Source organism: Brachybacterium sp. SYSU DS0246, assembly GCF_059391765.1.
Genome location: NZ_JBZXYT010000006.1, coordinates 91446 through 117881, shown reverse-complemented (window position 1 = coordinate 117881; position 26436 = coordinate 91446). Strand labels below are relative to the sequence as shown.

At 70.7% G+C, this 26436-nt stretch carries 25 protein-coding genes; 18 read left to right on the top strand and 7 right to left on the bottom strand.

The genetic code is table 11. The annotated features are described in order from the left end of the window. Window positions 1–10 precede the first annotated feature (10 nt). On the top strand, window positions 11–1879 hold the full coding sequence (locus AC5020_RS04660) for a glycoside hydrolase family 3 protein (RefSeq protein WP_464987412.1): 1869 nt from the start codon (window positions 11–13) through the stop codon (window positions 1877–1879). An 85-nt stretch (window positions 1880–1964) separates the two neighbouring features. On the opposite strand, the gene AC5020_RS04655 is transcribed toward AC5020_RS04660, so the two are convergent. Beyond that, a complete protein-coding gene (locus AC5020_RS04655) occupies window positions 1965–3137 on the bottom strand; it encodes a glycoside hydrolase family 183 protein (RefSeq protein ID WP_464987411.1) in 1173 nt (390 codons plus the stop codon). A gap of 137 nt (window positions 3138–3274) precedes the next feature. Continuing rightward, window positions 3275–4669 carry an MFS transporter gene (locus AC5020_RS04650; RefSeq protein WP_464987410.1) on the bottom strand — a complete coding sequence of 465 codons (1395 nt, stop codon included), beginning with the start codon at window positions 4667–4669 and terminating at the stop codon, window positions 3275–3277. 207 nt (window positions 4670–4876) lie between these two features. Between AC5020_RS04650 and AC5020_RS04645 the strand changes: the two genes are divergently transcribed. After that, on the top strand, window positions 4877–5452 hold the full coding sequence (locus tag AC5020_RS04645) for a helix-turn-helix domain-containing protein (RefSeq protein ID WP_377015774.1): 576 nt from the start codon (window positions 4877–4879) through the stop codon (window positions 5450–5452). 12 nt (window positions 5453–5464) lie between these two features. On the opposite strand, the gene AC5020_RS04640 is transcribed toward AC5020_RS04645, so the two are convergent. After that, window positions 5465–5920, bottom strand: coding sequence for a MarR family winged helix-turn-helix transcriptional regulator (locus AC5020_RS04640; RefSeq protein ID WP_464987409.1), 456 nt, complete (start codon window positions 5918–5920; stop codon window positions 5465–5467). 121 nt (window positions 5921–6041) lie between these two features. Between AC5020_RS04640 and AC5020_RS04635 the strand changes: the two genes are divergently transcribed. The 6 genes from AC5020_RS04635 to AC5020_RS04610 all read left to right on the top strand — a co-directional run bounded on the left by AC5020_RS04635 (window position 6042) and on the right by AC5020_RS04610 (window position 10934). Next, entirely contained in the window at window positions 6042–7391 is a 1350-nt protein-coding gene (locus AC5020_RS04635; protein WP_377015780.1) for an FAD-binding oxidoreductase, read from the top strand. Between the two features lie 105 nt (window positions 7392–7496). After that, entirely contained in the window at window positions 7497–8366 is an 870-nt protein-coding gene (locus tag AC5020_RS04630; RefSeq protein ID WP_464987408.1) for a glycoside hydrolase family protein, read from the top strand. Next, entirely contained in the window at window positions 8363–9454 is a 1092-nt protein-coding gene (locus AC5020_RS04625) for a mandelate racemase/muconate lactonizing enzyme family protein (protein ID WP_464987407.1), read from the top strand. Before AC5020_RS04630 ends, AC5020_RS04625 begins: the two co-directional genes overlap by 4 nt. A gap of 58 nt (window positions 9455–9512) precedes the next feature. Beyond that, on the top strand, window positions 9513–9788 hold the full coding sequence (locus AC5020_RS04620) for a type II toxin-antitoxin system Phd/YefM family antitoxin (RefSeq protein WP_377015789.1): 276 nt from the start codon (window positions 9513–9515) through the stop codon (window positions 9786–9788). After that, window positions 9785–10045, top strand: coding sequence for a type II toxin-antitoxin system RelE family toxin (locus AC5020_RS04615; protein ID WP_377015792.1), 261 nt, complete (start codon window positions 9785–9787; stop codon window positions 10043–10045). The genes AC5020_RS04620 and AC5020_RS04615 overlap by 4 nt, the downstream gene beginning before the upstream one ends. 40 nt (window positions 10046–10085) lie before the next feature. After that, window positions 10086–10934 (top strand): nucleoside hydrolase, encoded by an 849-nt coding sequence (locus AC5020_RS04610; RefSeq protein ID WP_464987406.1) that lies wholly within the window; start codon window positions 10086–10088, stop codon window positions 10932–10934. 60 nt (window positions 10935–10994) lie between these two features. Here AC5020_RS04610 and AC5020_RS04605 read toward each other — a convergent pair whose 3' ends face one another. Then, entirely contained in the window at window positions 10995–11528 is a 534-nt protein-coding gene (locus AC5020_RS04605; protein WP_464987405.1) for an AAA family ATPase, read from the bottom strand. A gap of 106 nt (window positions 11529–11634) precedes the next feature. Here AC5020_RS04605 and AC5020_RS04600 point away from each other — a divergent pair, with 106 nt between their 5' ends. From AC5020_RS04600 to AC5020_RS04585, 4 genes are all read left to right on the top strand, one after another. Next, window positions 11635–12543 carry a carbon-nitrogen hydrolase family protein gene (locus AC5020_RS04600; protein ID WP_464987404.1) on the top strand — a complete coding sequence of 303 codons (909 nt, stop codon included), beginning with the start codon at window positions 11635–11637 and terminating at the stop codon, window positions 12541–12543. 5 nt (window positions 12544–12548) lie between these two features. Beyond that, the gene (locus AC5020_RS04595) at window positions 12549–12956 is read left to right on the top strand and encodes a GNAT family N-acetyltransferase (RefSeq protein WP_377792696.1); all 408 of its coding nucleotides are present in this window, start codon (window positions 12549–12551) and stop codon (window positions 12954–12956) included. A gap of 55 nt (window positions 12957–13011) precedes the next feature. Then, a complete protein-coding gene (locus tag AC5020_RS04590; RefSeq protein WP_464987403.1) occupies window positions 13012–13953 on the top strand; it encodes a phosphotransferase in 942 nt (313 codons plus the stop codon). Between the two features lie 129 nt (window positions 13954–14082). After that, entirely contained in the window at window positions 14083–15471 is a 1389-nt protein-coding gene (locus tag AC5020_RS04585; RefSeq protein ID WP_377015807.1) for a GntP family permease, read from the top strand. A gap of 31 nt (window positions 15472–15502) precedes the next feature. Here the strand turns inward: AC5020_RS04585 and AC5020_RS04580 are convergent, their stop codons facing one another. The 3 genes from AC5020_RS04580 to AC5020_RS04570 are packed head-to-tail and all read right to left on the bottom strand — an operon-like array spanning window position 15503 to window position 18737. Continuing rightward, a complete protein-coding gene (locus AC5020_RS04580; RefSeq protein ID WP_464987402.1) occupies window positions 15503–16420 on the bottom strand; it encodes a carbohydrate ABC transporter permease in 918 nt (305 codons plus the stop codon). Then, a complete protein-coding gene (locus AC5020_RS04575) occupies window positions 16417–17367 on the bottom strand; it encodes a carbohydrate ABC transporter permease (RefSeq protein WP_464987401.1) in 951 nt (316 codons plus the stop codon). The genes AC5020_RS04580 and AC5020_RS04575 overlap by 4 nt, the downstream gene beginning before the upstream one ends. Then, entirely contained in the window at window positions 17364–18737 is a 1374-nt protein-coding gene (locus tag AC5020_RS04570; RefSeq protein ID WP_464987400.1) for an ABC transporter substrate-binding protein, read from the bottom strand. Before AC5020_RS04570 ends, AC5020_RS04575 begins: the two co-directional genes overlap by 4 nt. Before the next feature lie 406 nt (window positions 18738–19143). Between AC5020_RS04570 and AC5020_RS04565 the strand changes: the two genes are divergently transcribed. From AC5020_RS04565 to AC5020_RS04540, 6 genes are all read left to right on the top strand, one after another. Then, window positions 19144–20301, top strand: coding sequence for a glycoside hydrolase family 172 protein (locus AC5020_RS04565; protein WP_464987399.1), 1158 nt, complete (start codon window positions 19144–19146; stop codon window positions 20299–20301). Beyond that, window positions 20298–21965, top strand: coding sequence for a hypothetical protein (locus tag AC5020_RS04560; RefSeq protein WP_464987398.1), 1668 nt, complete (start codon window positions 20298–20300; stop codon window positions 21963–21965). The genes AC5020_RS04565 and AC5020_RS04560 overlap by 4 nt, the downstream gene beginning before the upstream one ends. A gap of 97 nt (window positions 21966–22062) precedes the next feature. Then, window positions 22063–23058: a LacI family DNA-binding transcriptional regulator gene (locus tag AC5020_RS04555; protein WP_464987397.1), complete on the top strand. Its 996-nt coding sequence runs from the start codon at window positions 22063–22065 to the stop codon at window positions 23056–23058. Between the two features lie 120 nt (window positions 23059–23178). Further along, entirely contained in the window at window positions 23179–24243 is a 1065-nt protein-coding gene (locus AC5020_RS04550) for a hypothetical protein (RefSeq protein ID WP_464987396.1), read from the top strand. Window positions 24244–24369: 126 nt separating this feature from the next. Continuing rightward, window positions 24370–25257, top strand: a complete 888-nt coding sequence (locus tag AC5020_RS04545) for an aldo/keto reductase (RefSeq protein ID WP_464987395.1) — start codon at window positions 24370–24372, stop codon at window positions 25255–25257. A 461-nt stretch (window positions 25258–25718) separates the two neighbouring features. After that, complete coding sequence (locus AC5020_RS04540; protein WP_377804194.1) at window positions 25719–26216, top strand: FBP domain-containing protein; 498 nt, start codon at window positions 25719–25721, stop codon at window positions 26214–26216. Window positions 26217–26436: the final 220 nt, after the last annotated feature.

The following is a 26436-nucleotide window of genomic DNA, read 5'->3' as shown; positions in this document are numbered from 1 at the left end:
GGAGCCCCCGATGACCCCCAGCATCCCCACCCCCGCCGGCCCCGACGACACCACCTCCAGCCACCACGCCACCTCCAGCAGCCGCCGACGGCCCGGCCACCTGCTGGACCGGCGCAGCTTCGGTGCCCTGGCCCTCGCCGGCACGGCCACCGCACTGCCCGCGACCGCGCACGCCGCCGGGACCCGGAGCGCCCCCGCCCGCGGCGACGACAAGCACGACGCCCGTCTCGACGAGCTGCTGGCCGGCATGAGCCTCGAGCAGAAGATCGGCCAGCTCTTCGTCGCCGTCGGCTACGGCTCTGCGGCCGACGAACCCCACCCCGACAACACCTCCAGCACCGGCGTGGACACCATCGCCGAGATCATCTCCACCCACCACGTCGGCGGGCTGATCTACTTCGTCTGGAGCGAGAATCTCGAGAGCATCGAGCAGATCGCGACCCTCTCGAACGAGGCCCAGGACGCGGCGCTCGCGGCCGGCGGCATCCCCCTGGTGATCAGCACCGACGAGGAGCGCGGCGTCGTCTACCGGCTGCCGGCCCCGGCCACCCCGCTGCCCGGGGCGATGGCCCTGGGCGCCACGGGCTCCGGCTCCCACGCCCGCAAGGCCGGCGACATCATCGGCACCGAACTGCGTGCGGCCGGCATCGGCCAGGCCTTCGCCCCGGTGGCCGACGTCAACATCGAGGCGCAGAACCCGGTGATCGGGGTGCGCTCCCTCGGCGCGGACCCGGAGGCCGTCGCGGACCTCGCCGCCCGCCACATCAAGGGACTGCAAAAGGCGAACTGCTCCGCGGCCGCGAAGCACTTCCCCGGCCACGGGGACACCGCCACCGACTCCCACGTCGGCCTGCCGGTCATCGACCACACCCGCGAGGAGATCGACGAGATCGATCTGCCACCCTTCATCGCCGCGATCGAGCAGGGCGTGGACGCCATCATGACCGCGCATATCGTGGTCCCGGCGCTGGATGACTCCGGCCGGCCCGCGACCCTGTCCCAGCCGATCCTCACCGGTCTGCTGCGCGAGGAGCTCGGCTACGACGGGGTCATCGTCACCGACTCGCTGGCCATGGAGGGTGTGCGCACCATGTTCGGGGACGACCGGGTGCCGGTCGAGGCCATCCTCGCCGGCGCCGACCAGATGCTCATGCCACCGGACCTGGCCGTCGCCATCGACGGCGTCCAGGAGGCGGTGGCCAGCGGCGAGATCACCGAGGAGCGGCTGGATCAGTCCGTGCGGCGCATCCTCGCCCAGAAGCTGCGCCGGGGCCTGTTCGAGGACGCTCACGTCGACGTCGCCGATGCCGTCGCCGCCGTGGGTACGGAGCGCTCGGCGCGCACCGCGCAGAAGATCGCCGACGACGCCGTCACCGTCATCACCGATGACGAGACCCTGCCCCTCGCGGGAGGCACGAGCGTGCTGGTCACCGGCGTCGGCACGCAGGAGAAGCTGGAGGTGACCGTCCAGGCGCTGGACGAGCACGGCCTCGAGGCGACGGCTCTGGTGCTGGACCCGCTCGACGAGACCACCGCCGAGCAGGCCGCCACCGCCGCCGCGGAGCATGACGCGGTGCTCGTGTTCAGCTCGTCCTCCGGCTTCGAGACCCCGGCCGCCCAGGTCGCTCTCGTCGGCGCTCTCCGCGAGACCGGCGTGCCGGTGATCCATGCGTCGCTGCGCAACCCCTACGACGTGGTCCACGTCGGTGAGGTCGCCAGCTCCCTGGCCGCCTACGGCAACTCGGACTGCAACCTCCGTGCCGTCGCCGGCGTGGTCGCGGGCGCGGTCGAACCGCGCGGCACCCTCCCGGTCGCGATCCCCGCGATCGACGGGACCGGCGAGGCCTACCCGATCGGACACGGGCTGCAGCTGGGCTGAGCAGGACTCGGAGAGCCGGCCCGAGCGAGTCGCCCGGGCCGGCTCTGCTGCGTTCTGACAGTGCTGCAGAGGTCGCGCTGAGGCGTCAGCCCTCGCAGGCGCGCCCCAGCGGGTCCTCGATGCGGAACTGCTCGACGTGGTACGGCCAGTCGGGCCCGGTGTGCCACTGCGAGCACAGCAGGTGCATCACCTCGAGCGTGGACCCGGGCACGATGTAGGGCCCGTACAGCTGGGCGACGACGTTGTGCTCCTCGGCGCCCCAGTCACCGCCGTGCAGCAGCGTCGAGGCGGTGGCGTCACGGACCTCCAGTGGCGAGTCGGCGGCGAGGATGTCGACGCGGTAGTTGCCGGCGTCGAAGTAGGTCAGCACCCACTCGCCGTCGACGATCCGCAGGCACATCTCGCCGATGGCGCCGTCGATGACCGGCGCCGGCTCCTCGCCCCAGCCCCAGCTCTCCTCGCCCGGCCCGTAGGTCTCGTAGGCGCCGGGATCCAGCACGGAATCGACCGGGACGCGGTGGAGCAGCACGCCCTTGTCGCGCTGGAATCCCGTCGTCAGCAGGTAGACGTAGTGCTCGGCGGGGGCGCGGAACCAGGTGCACTGCTGCATGAACCCGCCCAGGTGGTCGCCGGGGAACATCTCCGCGGTGCGATCCCACGTCTCCCCGGAATCGGTGGAGGTCCAGATCTCGGTGCTGCCGACGGTCGGGAAGCCGTGGTTGACCATCATCCACAGGTACATGGTGTCGCCGATGGTGATGATGTCCCCGGGCAGGATCGTGTAGACCGGATCGTCGTCGTGCTCGTAGGGGACCAGTTGCTCGGCGGTCTCGCCGCCGACCGCGCTGGTCCAGCGGATGCCCCCGTCCAGCGGGACGTCGGGGTCGGCGTACAGGCCGACGGGAGAGCGCCAGAACCCGCCACCGACCACGGCGTCCTCGAAGGTGTCGCCGAAGATGAACAGCGAGCGGCCGTCGGGCGTGACCGCCGGGGCACCGAGATCGGTGGCCTCCATCCGAAACCGGGTGGTGACGCCCGGGCCGGTCACCGGGGCCATCCGCTCGATCCGGGGACAGGTGTCGGGGACGGGGCCGAAGCCCGGGGACTCGGCGGGCGAGGTGCCGGCCGGGCCGTCACCCAGGGGCTTGGATGGCGAACTCGCGCCGCCGCCGGGATGGGCGCCGGCGGCTACGGGGGTCAGCGCACTGGCGCCGGCCGCAGCGACTGCGCCGCGCAAGAAGGTGGAACGAGTGATCACAGCGGGACCTCCTCCAGGTCCGGATGCCCCCGCGCATCCACGGGCGGGGTCGCGGCGGGCGCCGGCCAGCTCTGCCGCGGTCCCGCTCGCACGTTTCCGTTCCCACCGTACGGAGTCGCTCCCCGCTGGGCAATCGTTTACTCGCGAAACTCCGGGATCCGTGCACCCTCGGAGGGCGAGGTGCCTCCCGGCCGCGTGCCGCTCGCGGCCGGGACCGAGCTGGCCGCCGCCGGAGCGGAGCCGACCGTGGCCGGCACGGCGTGCCCCTCGGCGGGCGCGTCGTCCTGGCCCGTCGGCGCCTCGACCCGCGCGAGCCGCCGGTCCTCGCTCTCCCGCGCTGCGCGGGCACGACGCCCGTGCAGCCAGGCTGCGGTGAATACGCCGCCGGCCATCAGCATCACGCCCGTCATCACCGTGATGACGACGGTGAACGTCGCCTGCAGCGAGACCAGCGAGATCAGGCCGCTGGACGTGATGATCCCGAGCGCATTGGCCGTGCGCAGCTGCGCGAAGACCTCGGCGCGGTGCTCGGCCGGAACCAGCCGGTCCAGGATCAGCGAGTAGTACGTCGCCAGCGGGGCGAGGACCGCCCCGACCAGCAGCGCGCCCACGAGAGTGGCTGTCACCGAGTGGCCGAGCCCCACGCAGGCGACGCCGAGGGCGGTGGTGGCCAGCCAAGCGAGCACCGTGCGACGGCGCGGCACCCGGTTGTGGATGCTGACCCAGACCCCACCGGCGACGGAGGTGACGCAGAGAGCGAGGGGGAAGATGACGCCCCACGCTGCAGGCATGCCGAACGAGACCGCCATCGACACGGCCCCGATCTCGATCGCGGAGATGGAGGCCGCGCTCGCGCCTCCGCACACCAGCCACAGCATGATCATCGGCCTCAGGGTGAGGCGATCGCGGCGCTGTTCCGGCCCCGGAGCGGTCGCGGTGGGGATCCGCGGCAGCAGCAGCATCGGCCCCATCCCGAGGATCACCATCGCCCACGCGGCGGCCTGCGGGGAGACGCTCCCCAGGGCGGCGGCCACCAGCGGCGCGGCCGCGAACGTGACCTCGTTCAGGGTGGCGGCGACGCCGAGTGCCCGCGGCAGCCGGCCCGAGGGCACCAGGTGGTTCAGCACCGCGCGCAGATGTCCGTAGGCGGCGCCGTTGACCAGGCCCGCCAGTGCGGCCCCGGCCACGACGAAGGCGAAGGGTGCGCCCAGCCCGGCGCACACGGCGATCGCCGCGAGCGCCACGGTCCGCAACCCGATCAGCACTCGCAGGAAGGGCAGCGGGGAGAAGCGGCGCCCGAGGCGCGTGATCGGGACGGCGCCGAGTACCTGCGCGATCGTCATCGCGAGCATCATCGCCGCGCCGCTGCCGGGATCCCCGGTCAGGGGCAGCGCGATCAGTGCGAAGGCGATCGGGGCGGCGGCCTGCGGCACCGCGAAGGAGCCGTAGGACATGAACCAGCGCAGCAGACGGCCATCCGGGCGGGAGGCCGGCGCGGGTTGCGTGGTGGACGCGGGGGCGTGGCTGGTCACGGGGACGACCTCCTTCGACGGGATGGAACTTTGCGGTGGCGGGTGAGCGCAGGCGGGGCCACAGCGGGGCCCTGGGCAACATAATGCCCACCCGCGCCGATGCGCAATATAGTTCCCGTCACGTCCGTTCCGGGTGAGCCTCCCGATACGCTTCTGGTCACGTCTCAGTCTTTCGAGCGTGCGTGCATCACCGAGAGGAGGTCCGACATGCCCGGTGGTATGCGTCCCGCGGTCGTCGCCCAGCTCGGCGAGCGCATCCGCGCCGCGCGCCAGGACCAGGACCTCAGCGTCGGCGCGCTCGCGGACCTCAGTGACGTCAGTCGCCGCATGCTCACCCAGATCGAGCTCGGCCAGGCCAACCCCAGCGTCTTCATCCTCGACCGCATCGCCGCCGGCCTCGGCACCACCTTCGCGGCGCTGATGGGGGTGGGCTCCGACGCCCCGCCGGACGGGGTCGAGGTGTGGTCGACCGACGGGGGCAGCTGGTCGGTGCTGCTGGACGCGATCGACACCGAAGGGCTGTCGGTGGAGACGTGGAAGTGGAAGCTGACCGGCGATGACGTCTACCAGGGCGGCTCCGGCGTGCCCTCGCCGGGCACGATGATCCACGTCATCGAGGGCGCTCTCGAGATCGTCGACGGAGATGATGTCCAGCTCATCGAGGCCGGGGGCTCGGGCCGCGTGGTCACCGAGGACGACTACCTCTACCGTGCCCGGGATGCACAGGGGGCCGTGTTCACCTGCGTCTCCCTGCAATCTCGTGGGGGCCCGGCGGCCCCCTGAGCAGCCGGGGCGTCAGTTGCCGGTCGTGCGGCCGATGTACTCGTCCGCCGCAGCGGCGATGCGGGGCCCCATCTCGTAGAGCAGCGCGAGGTCGACCTCTGTCCCGGCGGCCGCGCGCACGTGGGCATCGAAATCCTCGATCGCCGTGCGCAGCGTGGTGAACAGCTCCGTGCCGCGCTCGGTCAGCGCGATCTGCTGTGTGCGCTGGTTCTCGGGTGGGCGGTATCGGGTGATCAGGTCCCGTTCGGCCATCACGCGCAGGTGCTCGCTCAGGGTGGCTTCGCGCAGGTCGACCACCGCGGCCAGCTCGCGCTGAGTGGTGCGGTCCTTCTCGTGGAGCGCGAGGAGGATGAAGTAGATCGGCCGACTGCCGCCGTGGCGGGCGAAGAGGGTCTCCGCCGCCTGGCTGGTGTGCTGATCCATGTGCCGGATCAGCGCCGCCACCGGTTTCCTCGTCCAGTCGATCATGCCGGACAGCTTAGAGGCCACTCGCCGTCACCCGAGCCCTTGACGCAGATCACTTCGGGCCCTAACGTTCAGGGAGCGAAGTGAACTCTGCACTCGTCTGCCGAACCCCGCAGGAGCCACCATGACCGCCGTGCCCGCTCTGGCCCGCTCACTCGGCCGCAGCTTCCTCCGGCCGGGTTCGCCCGGCTATGACCTCGCCACCGACATCCCCTTCGCCACCCCCGGACGTTCCCCGCTCGCCGCCGCTCGACCCACCAGCACGCGGGAGGTCGCCACGATCGTGCGCGGCGCCCGCGAGGCCGGGGCGCCCCTGGCCGTGCGCAGCGGCGGCCACTCCCGCCGTGGCATCGTCGACGGGGCCCTCACCCTCGACATGCGGGGACTCGATCAGCTGTCCATGGACCCCGACTCCCGTATCGCGACCGTCGGCGGCGGGGTGCTGGCCGCCGACTATCTCGCCGCCGCACACGAGCACGGCCTGACCACCGGCTTCGGCGACGCCCCCACGGTCGGCATCGCCGGCATCACCCTGGGCGGCGGTGTGGGTTTCCTGACCCGGCGCGACGGGCTGAGCATCGACAACCTGCGCTCGGCCGAGGTGGTGCTGGCCGACGGCAGCGTGATCATGGCGGGCCCCGACGAGCACCCCGAGCTGTTCTGGGCACTGCGCGGCGGGGGCGGGAACTTCGGAGTGGTCACGCAGCTGAGTTTCGACCTGCACCCGGCAGGCACCGTCGCCGGCGGGATGCTCGCCGTGCCCGCCACCGCCGAGGTGCTCGCCGGCGCGATCCGGGCCGTGCGCACCGGGCCCCGGGAACTCGGGGCGATGCTGAATCTCATGGCCGCCCCTCCCGTGCCGTGGCTGCCCGAACGGCTCCACGGCACCCCCGTGCTGGTGATGGCCCTGTGTTACTCCGGGGCCCCCGAGGATGCGCCATCCGTGCTGGATCCGCTGAGGCAGCTGGGCGAGCCCGCGCTGGATACGGTCGGCCCCACGCCCTACCCCGAACTGATCAAGGGCCCTCCTCCGGCGCCGGCGAAGCTGCATCCGGTGGTGCGCTCCGGGTTCGTCGACGGCGCCGACGCGTCCTGGGCGGCCGCCGCGCTCGAGGCCCTCGGCCGGCGCGCTACAGATATGGCCGCCGTACAGATTCGCTTCCTCGGCGGCGCCGTGGCGGAGGTGGCCGAGGACGCGACCGCCTTCGCCCACCGGCAGCGCGAGGCCACCGTGGCCGTCGTCGCCGCCACCGCGGATCCCGGGCAGCTGGAGCCCGCGAGGCAGTGGGCCGACGCCACCGAGCAGGCACTGGGCCTGACGGGGCGCTACCCCAACTTCCTCTCCGACCCCACCACCGAGGAGGATGTGGCGGCTGCGTATCCGGGCGAGACGCTGACGCGACTGCGCGAGGTCAAGCGCGCCTACGACCCCGACAACACGTTCTTCTCCGCCCTCAACATCGCCCCGCTCTGAGGTGGGCGGCCATGTACGCCGGGCGAGGGTGACGCTAGGGTCGACGGGACGAGTACACGATTGCTGTCGTACTCCCCGCCGCCACCTGCTCGACGAGGAGCATCCGTGCCCCCAGCACCAGTCCGCCTCATCCCCGGCGCCAAGCGTCGCCTGCTCGACGCCTCCCCGTCGGCCGACGAGCCCTGGTACGTCAACGACCACACTCTCATCCGGGACGCGGGCGGCAGCTGGCACGTCTTCGGGATCTGGCATCCCGAACCCGCCGATCCGCTGGGGGAGAACCTCTTCCTCCACGCCACCGCCCCGGACCTGACCGGCAGTGAGTGGACGATCCACGACCCGGTGCTCCACGCCCGCACGGAGATCGGCGAGATGCACGTCTGGGCACCCCACGTGATCCACCACGACGGCCGCTACTGGATGTTCTACTGCGGCGGCCGCGCAGACCACGCCGATTACCGCATCGAGCTCGCCACCAGCACCGATCTGTTCACCTGGACCCATCACGAGGGCGGGTCGCTCTTCGCCGACGGCTTCGACGCCCGCGACCCGATGGTCCTCCGCGACGGCGAGCGCTGGCTGCTCTACTACACCCGCACCTCCGAGCCCACCGGTGGCTTCCACGAGGTCGGCGTGCGCACCGGCACTGATCTGGTGACCTGGTCGGAGCCCTCGGTCGCCTACCGCTCCACGGTCTCCGGCACCGTCGGCGGGCCGACGGAATCACCCTTCGTCATCCGCGCCGGCGACGGCTGGCTGCTGTTCGTCTGCGAATCGGGGGAGTACGACCGCACCCTGGCCTACTACTCGCGCGACCCGTTGCACTTCGGGGACGCCGGGCAGGTCGACGTCGACCTCGACGAGCACTGCGCCGAGATCGTCACCGACCCCGAGAACCCTGCCCGCACCTGGATCACCGGCGGCGGCTGGGACCGGGGCGGGCTCACTATCCGAGACCTGGAGATTCGCGCATGAACCCCACCGACCTGACCGGCCACCGCCTCTCCGCCGTCGAGACCCGGCCGATCCGCAGCCGCTACCCGCGCCCCATCGGCCGCAATGCCCGCCTCGGCGCGCACGGTGAGGGGCCGACGGCGCTCGCCGTCGTGGCACGCACCGACTCCGGGCACGTCGGCTGGGGCATGTACGAGGGGCCCGAGGCGGACTTCACCGCGTGCGTCGGCGCGCCCCTCGAGGAGATCTTCGACCCGGCCATCGGCGTGCTGGACCCGGCGGCACTGCCGCTGGACGTGGCGCTGCACGACCTCGCCGCCACCATCCTCGACGTGCCCGTCCACCAGATGCTCGGCGGGCTCGGCACCGCGCCCGTGCCCTGCTACTCCGGCGCGATCTACTTCGATGATCTCGACCCCGACGACTCCCCGCGCGGCGTAAGCGGCGTGCTGGCCTCCTGCGCCGCCGACTGGGACGCCGGATACCGCGCCTTCAAGCTCAAGATCGGCCGGGGCAACCGCTGGATGCCCTCCGAGGCGGGGCTGGCCCGGGACCTCGAGGTCGTCCGCGCGGTGCGCGAGGCGTACCCGGACGCCCGCCTGCTGGTCGACATGAACGACGGCTACACCCCCGAGCAGACCCTGCGGTTCCTCGAACAGGTCGAGGACTGCGACCTGTACTGGATCGAGGAGCCCTTCGCCGAGCACGCCGAGGGTCTGCAGCAGGTTCGAGCGCACCGGGACCGCAGCGGCTCGAACGTCATGGTGGCCGATGGGGAGTACGACCCCGACGTCGACCACGTGCTCGATCTCGCCCGGGACGGGCTGCTGGACGTACTGCTGATGGACGTGCTCTCCTTCGGATTCACCGCCTGGCGGCGCCTCATGCCCACCGTCCGCGAGATCGGCGTCGTCGCCTCGCCCCACGCGTGGGGGTACCCGCTGAAGACGCTGTACGCCGCGCACCTGGCGGCCGGACTCGGCAGCGTGCCCGTGGTCGAGGCGGTTCCCGGCACCACCGAGGGCGTCGACGCCTCGGCGTACTCGCTGCAGGACGGGCAGATCGTGCTCCCGCAGACCCCGGGCTTCGGGCTGATGCTCGAGAACTGAGGCCTCCCATCGCTGCGTTCCGTGTGTACACAGTGACCGGTAGTGCTACAGTGGCTGCATGTCGAGCGGTGAGAACAGCATGAGCAGTGAAGTGTCCACACGAGAACTCCGGCGCCAGCTTGCCGACGTACTCGGCCGCACGATGTACGGAGGGGAACGAATCGGCGTGACGCGCAATGGAAAGCTCGCAGCAGTCCTGGTGAGCCCTGCAGATTTCCAGGTGCTCGAGGAGTACGAGATGGCTCAGGATGTCGCTGCGTATCGAGAAGCCAAGGCGGCTGATGACGGGGAGCGCATCGACCTCGACGACCTGCGCCGCGACATCGCCTTGTGAGGTACCGAGTCGTCTTCACGAGCGCTGCCGCGCGCCAGGTGAAAAAGCTGCCGAGGCCGGCGCGGGAACGTGTCCTCGCGGCCGTGGAGGACCTCGCTGCGAATCCACGGCCCCACGGGGCCACGAAGTTGGTCGGTGAGCGGACGGCGTGGCGGATCAGGGCCGGTGATTATCGGGTCATCTACGACGTGCTCGACGAAGAGCTCACGGTGACGATCGTCCGGGCAGCGCACCGCCGAGATGCCTACGACCGATAGCAGACTGCCGTCGGGCCGAAGAACGGAGAGGGACTGACTGATGGCAGAGACCGACGGTATGTCGCTGGTGCTCGACACCGACATCGGTACCGACGTCGACGACCTCCTGGCGCTCGCGGTCATCCTGGGTTCCCCGGAGCTGAACGCCACTGCGGTCACGACGGTCTACGGCGACGTGGAGCTGCGGGCCCGCCTGGTGGCGAAGGTCTTCGCCTCCGCCGGGCGGGCCGCCCCGATTATCGCGGCCGGCCTCGCCGAGACCCGGTCCGGCAAGCCCGCGTGGTGGGCCGGGCACGAGGGCTCCACCGTCGAGGACCTGGACGAGCAGGAGTTCGCGGAGAACGTCAGCGCGGTGGATGTGCTGGCAGCCGGCGGCCACGTCGTCCCGATCGGCCCGCTCACCAACGTGGCCGCAGCTCTCGAGCATCCTCGGTGCGCGATCGGAGAGATCACCATGATGGGCGGCGCCTTCGACGGGCGCACGGAGCACAACATCCGCTCCGACGTCGACGCCGCCCGCGTGGTGTTCGATGCCGATGTCCAGCTCACCGCCGTCGGCCTCGAGATCACCGAGCAGGTCCGGCTGACCGAGGGCGACCTGACCGGTCTCGACGGTGAACTTGGACAGCTGCTCCTCGGCGAGGTGCACCGGTACTGGTCCGTGATCGGGCACGACTGGAACACGCCGCACGACCCGATTGCAGTGCTGACGATGGTCGCGCCCGAGCTGTTCCGGTTCGAGCGCGGCCGGATCCGCATCGACGGCGCGGACGGTTGCACCGACTTCGACCCGGATCCCGACGGGCCGCACCGGATCGTGCGGGCGCTGGATATCGAGGGAGTCCGCCACGAGCTGACCACGCGACTGCGACGGGCATGCGCCCGGTGAGACGCGGGACGCGGCCGGAGACGGCCCGGAACGAACCGAGTACCCGGCCGGTCTGATCGGTCAGCGCGGATCCCAGCTGAGCACCGCCTCCACCAGCTCCCCGAGCGGGCGGGCGCTGTCCAGTCGCAGGACGGGCTTGTCGAGTCCCTCCAACCACGCCTCGTGAGCGGTGCGGCTTCGCCCGGTGAAGGACGGGTCATCGTAGTTCCGTGCCCACTGCAGAAAATGAGCCCACGCCCCCTCGTCATGGGGACGTCCCGCGCGCCGAGCGACCTCGCGAGCTTCGAGGCGGCGCAGGCGCTCCTGCGGCTCCAGCGTCAGGAACACCACGGCATCACACTGGGCGACGACGCTCTCGCCCCAGCCGACCATCGATCCGGACAGCACCCACGCCTCACGGGGTACGAACACGTCGTTCATGAGAGCCAGGCGCTGCTCGACCGGACGCTTCTGCGTGTACGGCGGATCCGTGGGAATCCAGAAGTAATCGTCCGCGTCGGCGTGCGGCACCGACCACCGGTCCGCCAGCGCCCGCGCGAGGGTGGTTGTGCCGGAACCGCTGGCCCCCATGATGTGAACTCTGGAGCGTCGCATGGCCCTATTCTCCGGGCTCGGTACCGTCCGACGCTCTGCACGCGCCGGTCGTGACGGCTTCGCGCGCCTGGTCGATCCGTCGGGTCGAGTCGGCGACCATGGGCCCATGGTTCGGATTGCAGTGGCGCAAGGACTGGGTACCCAGAGGTTCGACGCGGCCTCGATCGCCGCGCAGGGGCGCGAGGTCCGGGAGCTGATGCGCGTCGCGGCAGCCGGCTCGGCGCGCCTGGTCCTGTTCACTGAAGGGGCGCTGTCCGGGTATCCCCACAAGCGGCTCATCTCCAGCGATCCCGCGCAGGTTGCGGACGCCGACTGGGCACTCGTGGCGTGGGACGTCCTCGCGCGCGAACTCGAACTGACCGCGCAGCTGGCCGGCGAACTCGAGCTGTGGACGGTCGTCGGATCTGTTCACCCGTCGTCTGAGGGCGGGCGTCCCTCCAACAGCCTGCACGTGATCAGTGACGCCGGGGTGATCGTGGACCGCTACGACAAGCGGTACCTCTCGACCACGGAGAGCTCGTTCCTCTATGCCGCGGGCACTCGGCCGACGACGTTCGAGGTCGACGGGCTCAGATTCGGGTGCGCGCTGTGCATCGAGGCCGGGCTCCCGGAGGTCTTCATCGAGTACGAAGCGATGGGGGCTGACTGCGTACTCCTGGCCAGCTACAGCACGGACCCGGACTCGCTGGACGAACAGCGCCCGCTCGCGCACGCCCTGCTCACCCAGATGTGGATCGCCTTCGCCGCGCCCGGCCTCGAACCCGGCCACCCTCGCTCGGGCGTCGCCTCCGCCGACGCCCGGTGGCTGGCTCGCGGCGCGGAGGACGGGGCGCCCCAGGTCGTCCTCGCCGATCTCGATGCAACCGATGACGCAGCACAGACCGGCTACCGGTACGGCCGTCCCTGGCGCGCACGCCACCGCGCAGCATCCGCCGTTGCCCCTGATTCGGTATGCCCGCCGGGCGCCGAACATCGAGGGGCCGACAGGTCGCGGGGCCGGCCTGCGGCACACTGATCGCCATGGGAACGATGGAGCCGCTCAACTACGCCTGGCGTGACGACGTCTCCGATCAGGAGGTCGCCTCCCTGCACGCCGCAGCCTTCGCGCACGCCGAGGAGATGGAGCCGTGGGTCGAACGGCTGCAACGGCACTCGCTGGGGTGGGTGACGGCGCGCAGAGGCTCGGACCTGGTGGGCTTCTGCAATGTCGTCACCGATGGGGGCCGGCACGCGTTCCTGCTCGACACCTCCGTGCACCCTGACCATCAGGGCTCAGGCATCGGGCGCGAACTGGTCCGTCGGGCGATCGAAGAATGCCGAGCCGGCCCCGTCAAATGGCTCCACGTCGACTTCGAGGTTGCTGCGGGGCCGTTCTACCTGGCTGACGGGTTTTTCCGGCCCACCGCCGCCGGCATCGTCGACGTCTGACGCGGTCCGCCGAAAAGACGGTGCGGTCTTCGCCGGCCCGTGGAAAGGTGGGCCGATGACCCCGAGACTGACCTGGACGGACCTCGATACCTCGCTGCGCCGGCGCCTCGAGGAGCTGCTCGGTGAACCCGTGGTCCACACCCACTCGTGTCGCGGCGGGTTCTCCCCGAGCAGCGCCGAGATCCTGAGCGGAGCCTCCGGCCGCAGCATGTTCGTCAAAGCCGTCCGCGAGCAGGACAACCCCGACTCACCGGCCCTGAACCGCGCCGAAACCACGGTGCTCGAGCAGATGCCGACGCAGGCCCCGGTGCCCCGCCTCGTGGACGCCTTCGACCACGGCGACTGGTTCGTGCTGGTGACCGAGGCGGCGCCCGGCGCCCTGCCGCAGCAGCCGTGGACAGCCCGGCAGCTGGACCAGGTGCTCGCGGCGCTCGAGGCACTGCAGGCAGCCACCACGCCGTGCCCGGTGGCCGGCCTGCCCACGGTGCCGGAGCATCTCGGGCCGGACATGCTCGGCTTCGAGCGCGTCGCCGAGAACCTTCCGGACGATCTGGATCCGTGGCTCGCCGAGCGTCTCGACGCCCTGCGCGCCGCAGCACTCCGCGGCATCGACGCCCTGGCGGGAGACACGCTCTCCCACTCCGACGTGCGCGCCGACAACATGCTGATCACCGACGACGGCGACGTGAGCCTGGTGGACTGGGCCCACGCTTCCCGCGGCAGCCGTGTCTCCGACGCCTCCGACGCCCTCCAGCTGCTCTCCAGCATCGACGACGTCGACGGCACCCTGCGGGTCAACGATCGTGTCGATGAGGTGCTCGCTCGCCACGGACACCCCCGGAGGATGGGCACCGATGTCCTCGTCGGGATCCTCGGGTTCTTCGTCGACGCGGCGCGGTTGCCGCACAATCCGACTCTGCCCCTGCTGGGGGAGCACCGCCGGCGCCGTCGCGATTCGCTCTTCGCGATCGTCCGGGAACGGTGGGGCGGCGGTTGAGCGACGGCTGACGTGTCGATGCCGAATGCGCGACTTGTGTCCGGTCCGTATGACAGGCTCACCGTGTTATCCGGTGTGAGGCAGCGGGCTCGCAGCACACCGTCCGGCTGGTGATCGACGGAGATTCACATGGACGACTGGACACAGACATTGGGAGCAGGTCCGCTGCTCGGCATCGCCGCCGCGGCGGTCGCCCTGATCCTCATCCTCATCATGCGCTTCCGCGTACATGCGTTCATCACCCTGGTGGTGGTCTCGGCGCTCACCGCGATCGCCGCCGGCGTACCGATGGCGGCGGTCTACGAGACCATGTCCGAGGGATTCGGGTCCACGCTGGCCTCGGTCGCCATCCTCGTCGCCCTCGGCGCGATGCTCGGCCGCCTCGTCGAGCACTCCGGGGGCGCCAAGGCTCTGGCCGACCGCATGATCGACACCTTCGGCGAGAAGCGCGCCCCCTTCGCGCTGGGTATCTCGGCACTGATCCTCGGGTTCCCGATGTTCTTCGACGCCGGCCTGGTCATGATGCTGCCGATCGTCTTCGCCGTTGCTCGCAGGCTCTCCAGCCGCTCCGTGCTGCTCTATGCCATCCCCACCGCGGCGGCGTTCTCGGTGATGCACGTCTTCCTGCCCCCGCACCCCGGCCCGGTCACCGCCACCGAGCTCTACGAGGCCAACCTGGGCCTGGTGCTACTGATCGGCGCCCTCATCGCCTTCCCGCTCTGGTACGCCGCAGGCGCCGTATGGGGCCGCATCGTCGCCGCCCGCGTCCCGCTCCCGGTGCCGACCATCTTCGGCACCGTCGACGACGACCAGCCCGCCGCCCCGCCGGCCGTCGGCACCGTCATCGCCCTCCTGCTGCTGCCGATGCTGCTGATCCTCATGAACACCGGCCTGGACGCCCTGGGCTCGGTGGGCGCGGTGGATGCCGACGCGACGTGGGTCGCCGTGCTGTCCTTCCTCGGCACCTCGGCGATGGCGCTGCTGATCACCGTGATCGTGGCGACGTTCGTGCTCGGCCACCGGCGCGGCGAGAGCGGCTCCGCCCTGGAGAAGGTGCTGGACTCCGCGCTCGGCCCCATCTGCTCGGTCGTGCTGATCACCGGCGCGGGCGGGATGTTCGGCGGCGTGCTGCAGGCCTCCGGCATCGGAGATGCCCTGGCCGACTCCCTGGGCGGCATCGGGCTACCGGTCTTCATCGCCGCCTACCTGATCGCGGTGATCATGCGACTGGCCCAGGGCTCCGCGACCGTCGCCCTGGTCACCGCTGCCGGTCTCGCATCCCCGGCGGTCATCGCGGGCGACTTCAATTCGCTGCAGGTCGCCTGCATCGTGCTGGTCACCGCGGCGGGCTCGGTCTTCGCCGGCCACGTCAACGACTCCGGATTCTGGCTGGTGGGCCGGCTGCTGGACATGGACGTGAAGACGACGCTGAAGACCTGGACCGTCCAGCAGGCGCTGCAGTCCGTGATCGCCTTCGCGCTCGTCGGCATCATCTACCTCATCGTCTCGGCCTTCTGACGCGATCGCCGGGGCCCGAGCCGCGCCAGGCTCACTTGAACCCGGAGGACTTGATCGACTCCACGATCTGGCGCTGGAAGAAGAAGAAGATCAGCAGCGTCGGCATCGCCGCCACCGTCGAGGCGGCCAGCACGTAGTTCCAGTCCGAGGCGTATTGCTGCTGGAAGGTGGCGATGCCGAGCTGGACCACGCGCAGGTCCGGATCCGAGGTGATCGTCAGCGGCCATACGAACGAGTTCCAGTTGGTGAGGAAGAAGAACACGGTCAGGGCCGAGAGGATCGGGCGAGACAGCGGCAGGATCACGCTGCGGTAGATCCGCCAGTAGCTGGCGCCGTCCATCAGCGCCGCCTCCTCGAGCTCGGCGGGCAGGGAGACGTAGAACTGGCGCAGCAGGAAGATGCCGAAGGCGTTGAAGATCGCCGGGATGATCAGGCCGGCATAGGAGTCGACCATGCCGAGGGTGCGGACCACCACGAACGTCGGGATCAGGATCACCGGCAGGCTCACCAGCAGGGTCGAGAAGATCAGCAGGAAGATCGTCTCGCGACCGGGGAAGCGCAGCCGGGCCAGGGCGTAGGCCGCCATCGAGTGGAACCACAGCGCCAGCACCGTCACCGCGGCCGAGACGATGAAGCTGTTGAACATGTACCGCAGGAACGGCACCTGGGTGAACACGTAGGTGAAGTTCTCCAGCGTCGGCTCCGAGGGCAGCAGCGCGGAGCCGTTGACCTCGGCGGCGGGCTTGAAGGCACCGGTGACCATCCAGACCAGCGGGAAGATCGTCATCAGCGCCAGCAGCACGCCGAGGATGAACAGGAGCGTCGTCGTCGGCGTCCAGCGTCGCCGGCGGCTCGGGCGCACCGCGGGCCGGTCGGATACGGATCCTGCCCGGTGCGGCTCGCCCCGGTGGGCGGGGGAGGGGTGCGGGGTGGAGACTGCGTCGCTCATTCGAAACGACCTCCCTTGGTCAGAGCGAACATGACGGCGGACCAGGCGAGCATGGCGACCACCAGCACGGAGCCGATGGCGGCCGCATAGCCGAGCTCACCGAACAGGAAGGCCTGCTCGTAGATGTAGAAGATCAGCAGGGACGTGGCACCGGCGGGGCCGCCGCCGGTGAGGACGAAGATGAGGTCGAGCCCGCCGGTCATCACGGCCACGGTCGACGTGATCAGCACGAAGAAGCTCGTCGGCCGCAGCAGCGGCAGGGTGACGCGGCGGAAGCGCTGCCAGGCGCTCGCGCCGTCGATGCGCGCCGCCTCGTAGTACTCGCCGGGGATGTCCTGCAGCCCGGCCAGGAAGATGATCATGTAGTAGCCCATCTGGAACCACACGGTCACCAGCACCACCGTGCCGAGCGCCAGGTTGGGCTGGCCCAGCGGGGAGATGTTCTCGAAGCCGAGCAGGCCCAGCATCCGGCTGAGCACGCCGACCCGGTCGGCGAGCATGAACTGCCAGACCATCGCGACCACCACGAGGCTGACCACGTAGGGCACGAACAGGGCGCTGCGGATGAGGCCGACGAAGGGCAGCTTCTGCTGGACCAGCAGCGCCAGCCCCAGGCCGAACACGAAGATCAGGGGGACCACGGCGACCAAGTACAGCAGCGTCACGCGCACGCTGGACCAGAACTGCGGGTCGCCGATCATGCGCACGTAATTGTCCACACCGATGAAGTCGAAGGACCCGAAGCCGTCGACCCGGAAGAAACCCAGGACGATGGCGAGCACCATCGGCACCGCGACGAAGACCAGCAGTCCGAGGGTGTCGGGCAGGAGGAACCAGAAGGCGGCGCGGCGTTCCCGGCGCGCCCGGGTGTTGCCCAGGGTGGAGGGCCGGGAGGTCCCCGTCCCGGTGGCGGTGCCCGCGGTGCGGGCGAGGCGGACGGTGTTCACAGCAGGGGCCCTCCCTCGTAGGTCTCGAGGTAGCTCTCGATCGCGTCCTGTGCGGTCGCGGCCTCCTCGGCAGGGTCGGCGCCGCCCAGCTGGGTGGCCTGGATGGCGTTGGAGACGGCTTTGTAGATGACCGGTGGGAAGCGCGGCTCGGCGCGGCCGGTCGGGAGGATCTCGTCGCGGAACTGCTGGAGGATCCGCTCCTCGAAGGCGCCGGTATCCCCGATCGCTTCGGTGACCGAGGTGCGGGCGGGGATGTTGCCCTTGGCGACGCCGTTCCACTGGACGCCGGCGTCGATGGAGTCCTGGCTCATCGAGCCCATCACCTCGACCGTGAGCTGGGCGGCGGCCTCGGGGTCGCGGCCACGGGCATTGACGCACCAGGCCCAACCGCCCAGCGTGGTCACGGATTCGCCGCCGGGTGGGGCGGGCAGCGAGAAGACGCCGTACTCGTAGTCCGGCGCGTTCTGGCGCAGCGCCTCCACGTCGAAGATGCCGCCCTGCCACATGGCGGCATAGCCGCCGGTCAGAGCGCTGACGATGTCGCCGTTGGCCGGGCGTGTGCGGGGAGCGGCACCGCTGGTGATGGCGTCCTGGAACAGCTGGAGAGCCTGGATGCCGGCCTCGCTGTCGAAGACGGGGCGCTGGCTCTCGACGTCGATGACGTCCCCGCCGGCCTGCCACAGCCAGGGGTAGAAGGTGAAGTTCTGGTAGTAGCCCGGCAGGGTCTCCAGCACCAGGCCGGCGCGTTCGCCGCCGGTCATGCGTTTGCCGAGCTCGAGCATCTCGTCCCAGGTCGTCGGCAGGTCGCCCTCGGAGAGCCCGTGCTCCTCGAAGGAGGCGACGTCGTAGAAGATCGCCAGCGGCTCCTGCTCCATGGGCAGCCCGTAGATGCCGTCGCCGACGGTGCGGGTGGCCAGCGCCTGGGGGTAGAAGTCGTCGATCGCCTCCTGGCTCATGTACGGAGCGAGGTCCACCAGTACGCCGCCGTTGTAGTAGCGCAGGAAATCGCCGGGGGAGATGAGGAAGATGTCCGGTCCGGCCCCGGAGGCGAAGGCAGTCACCAACCGGGTGTTGGTCGGATCCGTGTAGCCGGGGATGTAGACCGGTTCGACGGGTCGGCCGCCGGCGTCCTCCCAGGTCTTCAGCACGTTCAGGAACCAGTCGTTCTGGGCGACGAGGTTCGGGTCCTGCTGGTCGATGGGCGCGTAGAACTGCCAGAACTGCATCGGATCGGACGCGCCCGCACCGCCGGCGGAGCCGCAGCCGCCGATGGTCAGCGCGCCGCCGGCGCCCGCGGCCGTCGCGGCCCCGCCGCGCAGCAGGTTCCGCCGGCTGAGGAGATGTTCTCTGCTCGCAGGGTGGGTTCTCATGGTCGCCTTCCGTGGCGTGGGGAGGTCTGCACGTGGCCTTCCTCGGAACACGTCGTCGTGGCGCAGCCGCGGTGCGGTGGCGAAGCTGCGGAGGTCTCGACTCGGCCGTCTGGAGGAGGGAGCATGGGCGTCCGCTCCGGCGTCTATGCCCGGCCGTCGTCAGTAATCGATTTATCGCTACGGTAGAGGCAGGGGCGATCGGCGTCAACCACGGCTCGTGGGCCGCTGTCGGACTCCACCCTCCCGCACCCAGGCCCGGGTGGATTGACGGTGCGCGCCGCCTCTCGTATCGTGCCAGTAATCGTTTCCCAACCGCCGTCCTCTGCCCCGGTTCCTCCCTGCGATATGGCGGGGTGGGGCCACCGACGACGAATCACCGTTGATCCGACTCCCAGGGAGTACCCGCGTGACCCACCTTCTCAGCCCCGTCGCCCGCCTGCGTCCCGTGCAGACCCGCTCCATCAGTCCCGAGAACTTCGACGGCTCCCCGGGCGGGGGAGGCCGCGCCACCGAAGGCACCGGCGCGGAGGCCGCGCGCGATCTCGGGCAGGGCTGGAAGGTCTCACCGAGCGTCGACGTGAAGGCGGGGGAGACCTTCACCCTCGCCGACATCGACTCCGCCGGCGTCATCACCCACATCTGGATCACCACCCACACCGACCACTGGCGCCACCTGGTGGTGCGCGCCTACTGGGACGGCAGCGAGGAGCCCGCGGTCGAAGTCCCCTACGGCGACTTCTTCTGCAACGGCTGGGGCGTGTTCTCGCAGGTCGACTCGCAGATGGTCGCCGCCAATCCGCACGGCGGCTTCAACTCGTACTGGCCGATGCCCTTCCGCGAGGGCGCGCGCCTGACCCTCGAGAACACGGCCGACGTCGACGCCCGCGTCTACTACCAGGTGACCTACGAGCTGGGCGGTGACCACAGCGAGGACGCCTACTTCCACGCCCAATGGCGGCGCTCCAACCCCCTCGATGAGGCCACCGAGCACGTGCTGCTCGAGGACGTCGAGGGTCACGGACAGTACGTGGGCACCTACATCGCCTGGGGCGTGAACTCCAACGGCTGGTGGGGCGAGGGCGAGATCAAGTTCTACATGGACGACGACCTCGCCAGCGGCCGGGACGGTGGCTTCCCGACGATCGCCGGCACCGGCACCGAGGACTACTTCGGCGGCGCCTGGAACTTCGACATCCCCGGCCAGGGGTACACCGCCTTCTCCACCCCGTACCTGGGCATGCCGCAGGTGATCCGGCCCGACGGGCTCTACATCGCCCAGCAGCGCTTCGGCATGTACCGCTGGCACATCGCCGACCCGATCCACTTCTCCACCGGCCTGCCGCGCGTGGACATCCAGGCGCTGGGGTGGAAGTCCGCCGGGCGCTACCTGCCGCTGCGCGACGACATCGCCTCCACCGCCGTGTTCTACCTCGACCGGCCCGCCACGGCCCGCCCGTCGGCCCCGACGTTCGAGGACATGGAGATCCACCTGGGATCCGGCGCCGCTCCCCACAGCCCCGCCGGTCCCGCCCGCACCGACCACAACTCGGGAGAGCGCTCATGACCACCACCACCGCCGCCCAGCGCAGCTACGACCTCCCGGCGCCCCGCGAGGTCGCCCCCGCCCCGGAGAACACCGTCTACCTCATCCCCAGCGGTGACTCGCGCGAGAGCGCGAACCTCCCCGCCTGGCCGTTCCAGCAGGAGCTCGAGCGTCTCGTCTCCGACGCCGTCGGCGCCGCCGGAGGGCAGGTGCGGCGCGGCTTCGAACCGGACCCGGAGGTGGGCCACGGCTTCATCCGCTCCCAGCGCATGGGCATCGAGGTGTTCAAGCACATCCCGCCCGAGGCGCCGCTGATCGTGGCCACCGCCAACTGGCAGTACAGCCACCACGTCCTCGCCGGGCTGCGCAGCCACCGCGGCCCGATCCTGACGGTGGCGAACTTCGCGCCCGAGTGGCCGGGCCTGGTGGGCCTGCTGAACCTCAACGGCGGCCTGACCAAGATGGGCCGCGAGTACTCCACCCTCTGGACGGTCGACGGCACCGACGACTGGTTCCGCGAGGGCGTGGCCACCTGGCTCTCCACCGGCCGCCTCGAGCACGACGAGCGCCACGTGCGTCCGCTGCCGCCCCTGCCCGCCAATGCCGAGGTCGAGCTGGGCCGGGCCCTGGCCGATCAGCTCCGCGCCGACAAGGCCATCATCGGCATATTCGACGAGGGCTGCATGGGCATGTACAACGCGATCATCGACGACGAGATGCTCAACCCGCTGGGCATCTACAAGGAGCGGCTCTCGCAGTCCGCCCTGTGGGCCGAGATGCAGACGGTCACCGACGAGGAGGCCGACGCCGTCGGCGCCTGGCTGCAGGAGGCCGGGATGACGTTCCGACTCGGCACCGACGAGGCCACCGAGCTCACCGAGAACCAGCTGCGCGGGCAATACAAGATGTACATCGCGGCGCTGCGGATCAGCGACGACTTCGGCCTGGACGCCGTGGGCATCCAGTACCAGCAGGGACTCAAGGACGTCACCCCGGCCTCGGACCTCGTCGAAGGTCTGCTCAACAACGTCCAGCGCCCCCCGGTGACCAGCCGTGACGGCTCCCGCGTGCTGTGGGAGGGCCAGGCCCTGCCGAACTTCAACGAGGTCGACGAGGGCGTGGCCGTCGATGCGCTGGTCACTAATCGCCTGTGGACCGCGATGGGCATGGACCCCGCCACCACGCTGCACGACGTCCGCTGGGGCGAGGAGTACGACGGGCAGTACGTGTGGGTCTACGAGATCTCCGGCTCCGTCCCGCCCAGTCACTTCCCTCGCGGCTACGCCGACGCGGAAGGCTGGCGGCAGGGCCCGGCGTTCTTCCCTGCCGGCGGCTCGACCATCAACGGCGTCTCCAAGCCCGGCGAGATCGTCTGGTCCCGCGTCTACATCCAGGACGGCGGCCTGCACGTCGACCTCGGCCGCGGCAGCGTCGTCGAGCTGCCCGAGGAGGAGGTGCGCCGCCGCAAGGAGCTCACCAACCCCGAGTGGCCGATCGCGAACGTGGTGCTGCACGGCGTGAGCCGTGACCAGTTCATGGGCCGGCACAAGGCCAACCATGCCCAGCTCGTCTACGCTGATGACCAGGGCGCGGCCGACCGCGCCTTGACCGCGAAGGCAGCTTTCTTCGAGCGTCTCGGGGTCATCGTGCACCTGTGCGGCGATGCCGAGATCGTCCAGGACTGAGCGACGTCCGGGACCGAGCGACGGGCACGGGCTCTCCCGTCGCCGCCCGAAGAGGGCATGAACCGACCGGACCACCGGAACGACCCAGGAGAAGCACATGGTGACGCCACGGCCGACGATCATGGACGTGGCGCGCGCAGCCGGGGTCTCCTCGGCGACGGTCTCGCGGGTGATGAACGGTGCCTCCACGGTCGACAAGGAGCTCACCCGGAGAGTGCGGGCGGCGGTCCGCTCGACCGGGTACGTGCCCAACGCCATGGGCCGGTCCCTCCGCCGCGGCGGTACCTCGCAGATCGCCGTGGTCGCGCCGGATGCGGAGAACCCCTACTTCACCCAGATCATCAGTGAGGTGGAGCGGATCGCCCGCGGCCGGAACCACTCGGTGACGGTCGCCCACACCGAGGACGACCTCGAGGTCGAGCGCGAGTGCTTCGCCCAGCTGGTGGGTCGGCACGTCTCCGGGGTGCTGCTGGTCCCGGTACACAGCACGCTCACGGACCTGACGCCCCTGGCCGATGCCGGCATCCCGGTGGTGCTGGTGGATCGCTGGATCGAGGGGGCGAACACGGACCTGGTCGCCACCGACAACCTCGACGCCGGCCGCCAGGCCGCCCGCCATCTGCGCGAGCGCGGTTTCCGCCGCCCGGCCGTGATCGCAGGGCCGACTGACCTGCGCACCACCGAGGATCGCGTGGCCGGGTACCTCACGGCATGGCGCGAGGCCGGCGTCGACGTGGACGACTCCGCCGTGCTGCGCGGTGACCTCCACGTCGAATCCGGCACCGCGATGATGGAGCAGATCCTCGAGGGCGCCGCGGCGGACTGCGTCTACGTCACCAACAACCGCATGTCCGCCGGGGCCTTCGAGGCGGTGCGCGGCAAGAGCGAGGTACCGGCGCTGCTGGCCACCGACGACGATCTGTGGACTCGCCTGGTCACCCCGTCGATCTCCGTCGTCCACCAGCCGGTGCGCGCCACCAGCCGGGCCGCGGCCCGCATGCTCGGACAGCGCATGGCCAACCCCGACGAGGACCCCTCCACCACGCTGCTGCGCTCACGGATCATCGAGCGCGAGTCCACGCAGCCGCGCTGAGGCCTGGGCGCGTCACCGACCTGCGCGGGAACTGCAGAGAGGCACGGGCGAGGACGGAGACGGGCGGATGCGCGGGCGGGAAGCCTGGGCGCGGCTCGGCCGCCTTGATACGTTCCTCGCATGACCGGTTCCGTGCCCCCGCCGCACCCTGCGGCGCCGGGTGCCATCTCGCGGCGGCGACTGCTGCGTGCGGGAGCGGCCGGTCTCGGCACCGTCGGCCTCGGCACCGCCGGTCTCTCCGGATGCTCCCTGCTGCCTGATCTGCCCGGCTTCGGAGGAGGCGATGGCGGTCTCGAGGGGATGCTGGGGCGGGTCGACGGTCCGACGTTCGGCGACGGCGAGGGGATCGTCGTGAGCTGGAGTCGCCCTGCCGCCGCCGCGGAGGCGCTGGGGGTCGAGGGGTCCGCGGACATCCTGATCGCCTCCGGCCCCGCGAACCGCCTGGCGGCGCTGACGGTCACCGATCCGACGCTGCTGTTCTCGCCGGGCCCGGAGGCTCAGATCGATGCGTCGTTCCTCAGGACGGCCGAGCGTGTGAGCACCCCGTCGGAGGCGGTCGCGGTGCGGCGCGGGCTCCAGGAGGTGGTGCTGTGGCAGGACGCCGCACCACTGCTCGACGAGATGGAGGAGGCTCTGGCGGACACGTTCACGCGGGACGGGGACGAGCTCCGCCGCGATGCTCCGGAGGTCGCGCCCGGAGCGCCGCTCGCTCTGATCGCTGTGGTCGGCGAGGATCTCCTGTTGACCAGCGAGTCCTCTGCCGACGTGGTGGATGCGGGCCACGGCGCCGAGGCACTCTTCGACGATCTGTCGGAACTGGTCGACGCTCTGGATCTCGGGGACATGCACCTCGCGCGCGGCGCATCCCTGAGCCAGGCCACGCAGGAGGACGGCCACGCCGTCGAATGGCTGTGGGCGACGCGCTTCGATGCCGAGGACGAGCACACCACCCGCGGCGCGATCCGGGTCGACGGCGATGCCGAGGCGTACGCGCAGCGTCTCCTGGAGGGAGCCGGCGAGGACCCGGACCGTCGGATCGTCGTCCAGGAGGCCGAGGCCGACGGCGACCTGGTGCGCGCCACCGTCTCCGCCCCGCCGCCCGAGGAGGACGACCAGTGGAACGATGTCTCGACGTTCTACTTCTCGATGCCGGAGATGACGGGGCCGGGGGTGCCTCTCGCCTGAGCACGTCCGGCCCGCCTGGCCTCGTCCGGCCCGCCTGGCCTCGTCCGGCCCGCCTGGCCTCGTCCGGCCCCCGGTCGAATGATGGGATGCCCTGATTGCCGGGTGCGGGAGGGCTAGGGTCGGATCATGACTGCACCCACGCGCCGCATCGGATCCCTGACCGTCTCCGCCCTCGGACTGGGCGCCATGCCCGTCTCCTTCGGCCGCTCCGAGCCCGTCCCGCACGAGCAGGCGATCGCGACCATCCACGCCGCCCTCGACGCCGGGATCACCCTCATCGACACCGCGGACATCTACGCCCCCAGCTGGGACACGATGGGCCACAACGAGAAGCTGGTCGCCGAGGCCCTGGGCTCCTGGAGCGGGGACAGCTCCGCGATCACCCTTGCCACCAAGGGCGGCATCACCCGCAGCGAGGGCGAGGTCAGCGGCCGCGACGGCTCCGCCGCCTACCTCCGCTCCGCGCTGGAGAAGTCGCTGAACGCCCTGGGCGCCGACAGCGTCGACCTCTACTACTGGCACCGGCCCGACCGCAGCATCCGCTACGCCGAGGGTGTCGAGGCCCTGGCCGCCCTGCGCGAGGAGGGCCTGATCCGCGAGATCGGTATCTCCAACGCCAACGTCGAGGAGATCGACGTGGCCCGCGAGGTGCTCGGCGACGGCGGTCTCGCCGCCGTGCAGAACCAGTTCTCGCCCACGTTCTTCCACACCAGCGCCGGCGAGCTGCGCCACTGCGGTGAGCACGGGATCGCCTTCGTCCCGTGGTCGCCGCTGGGCGGCACCGGCGGCGGCGCCCGCGCCGTGGGGGAGCGGTTCCCGCAGATCCAGCGCATCGCCGAGGCCCACGCCGTCAGCCCGCAGCAGGTCGTGCTCGCCTGGGAGCTCTCCCTCGGCGAGCACGTGGTCCCGATCCCCGGCGCGGGCCGCCCGGAGTCCATCGTCGATTCCGCGCGCGCCATGACGCTCGAGCTCACCGACACCGATCTCGCCGAGCTCGGCGAGATCATCGCCTGACCCCGGGGAGTGTCCGTCTGATCCCCAGGGATGCTTGCCTGATCCCGGGAGATGTCCGTCTGATCCCGGTGAGATCATCGCCTGGTCCCTGGGATTGTCCGTGTGATCCTGGCGCCGACACCGCCGTAGTGGCCGCTATGCGTACGCCATAACGACAACGACGGCGGTGTCGACCGGTGGCGGGCAGCAGCAACGGACCTTTCCGGCCCTGGCGGGGCGATGCGCGCCTCAATCGGGTTGCCGGCTGCCCACGCCGGGCGTAGCGTGTCCGCGTCCATGACGGGAGAGGAGCACAGCATGCCCACGACGCATGCAGGAAGCGGGGCGGCCCACGCGGCCTGCTCGGTGTGACCTCGGCGTGCCCGCACGCCACCACGACGCTCACCTGAACACTCTCCCGCGCGCAGGGACACCCGTCCGAGTACGGGGCGGTCCCGCGCGCCCGTCGTGAGGACGCACCCATGAACCCCCTGACCGAATCCCAGATCCGCAGCTCCTTCGTCAACGCCAGCAAGGGCGACGCCAAGCGGGCGAGCCTGCCCGACCTCGCCCAGGTCCGGTGGGACCAGCTGGACTACCTCGGCTGGCAGGACGCCAAGCGGCCCCGTCTGCACTACGTCGCCCTCGAGGTCGACGACTCCGTGGCCTGCCTGTTGCTGCGCGGCAACGACACCGCTCCCACCCGCAAGATGCTGTGCGCGTGGTGCGAGGACGTCATCGACGGCCTCCACGCCGCGTCCTTCGTGGCCCCGCTCGCCGGGGACTCCGGCCGGCGCGGCAACTCCATCGGCACCGCGATCTGCGCGGACTTCCGCTGCTCGAAGAACGTGCGACGGGCGCCGACCCCGGTCGAGATCCGCACCGAGGACCCGGCACTGCTGGAGTACTACCGCGAGCAGAAGATCGCGGGGCTGCAGGAGCGCTCGGCAGCGTTCGTGCGCTCCGTGCGCACCCGCTGACCGGCGTCAGCCGCAGCGCACGACACGGAGCCGTTGCCAGGGCCAGCACCGACGTGCCCCCACCCCGAGCATCCTCGTTGTGGGGCCGCTCCACGTCGAGCAACCTCGTTGTGGGGCCGCTCCACGTCGAGCATCCCCGCTGTGAGGCCGCTTTGAGGTGCCCTTAACGGCCACTCAGAGGGGGTGCTCCGGCGGGCGTGGGGAGACTGACCGGAACGTG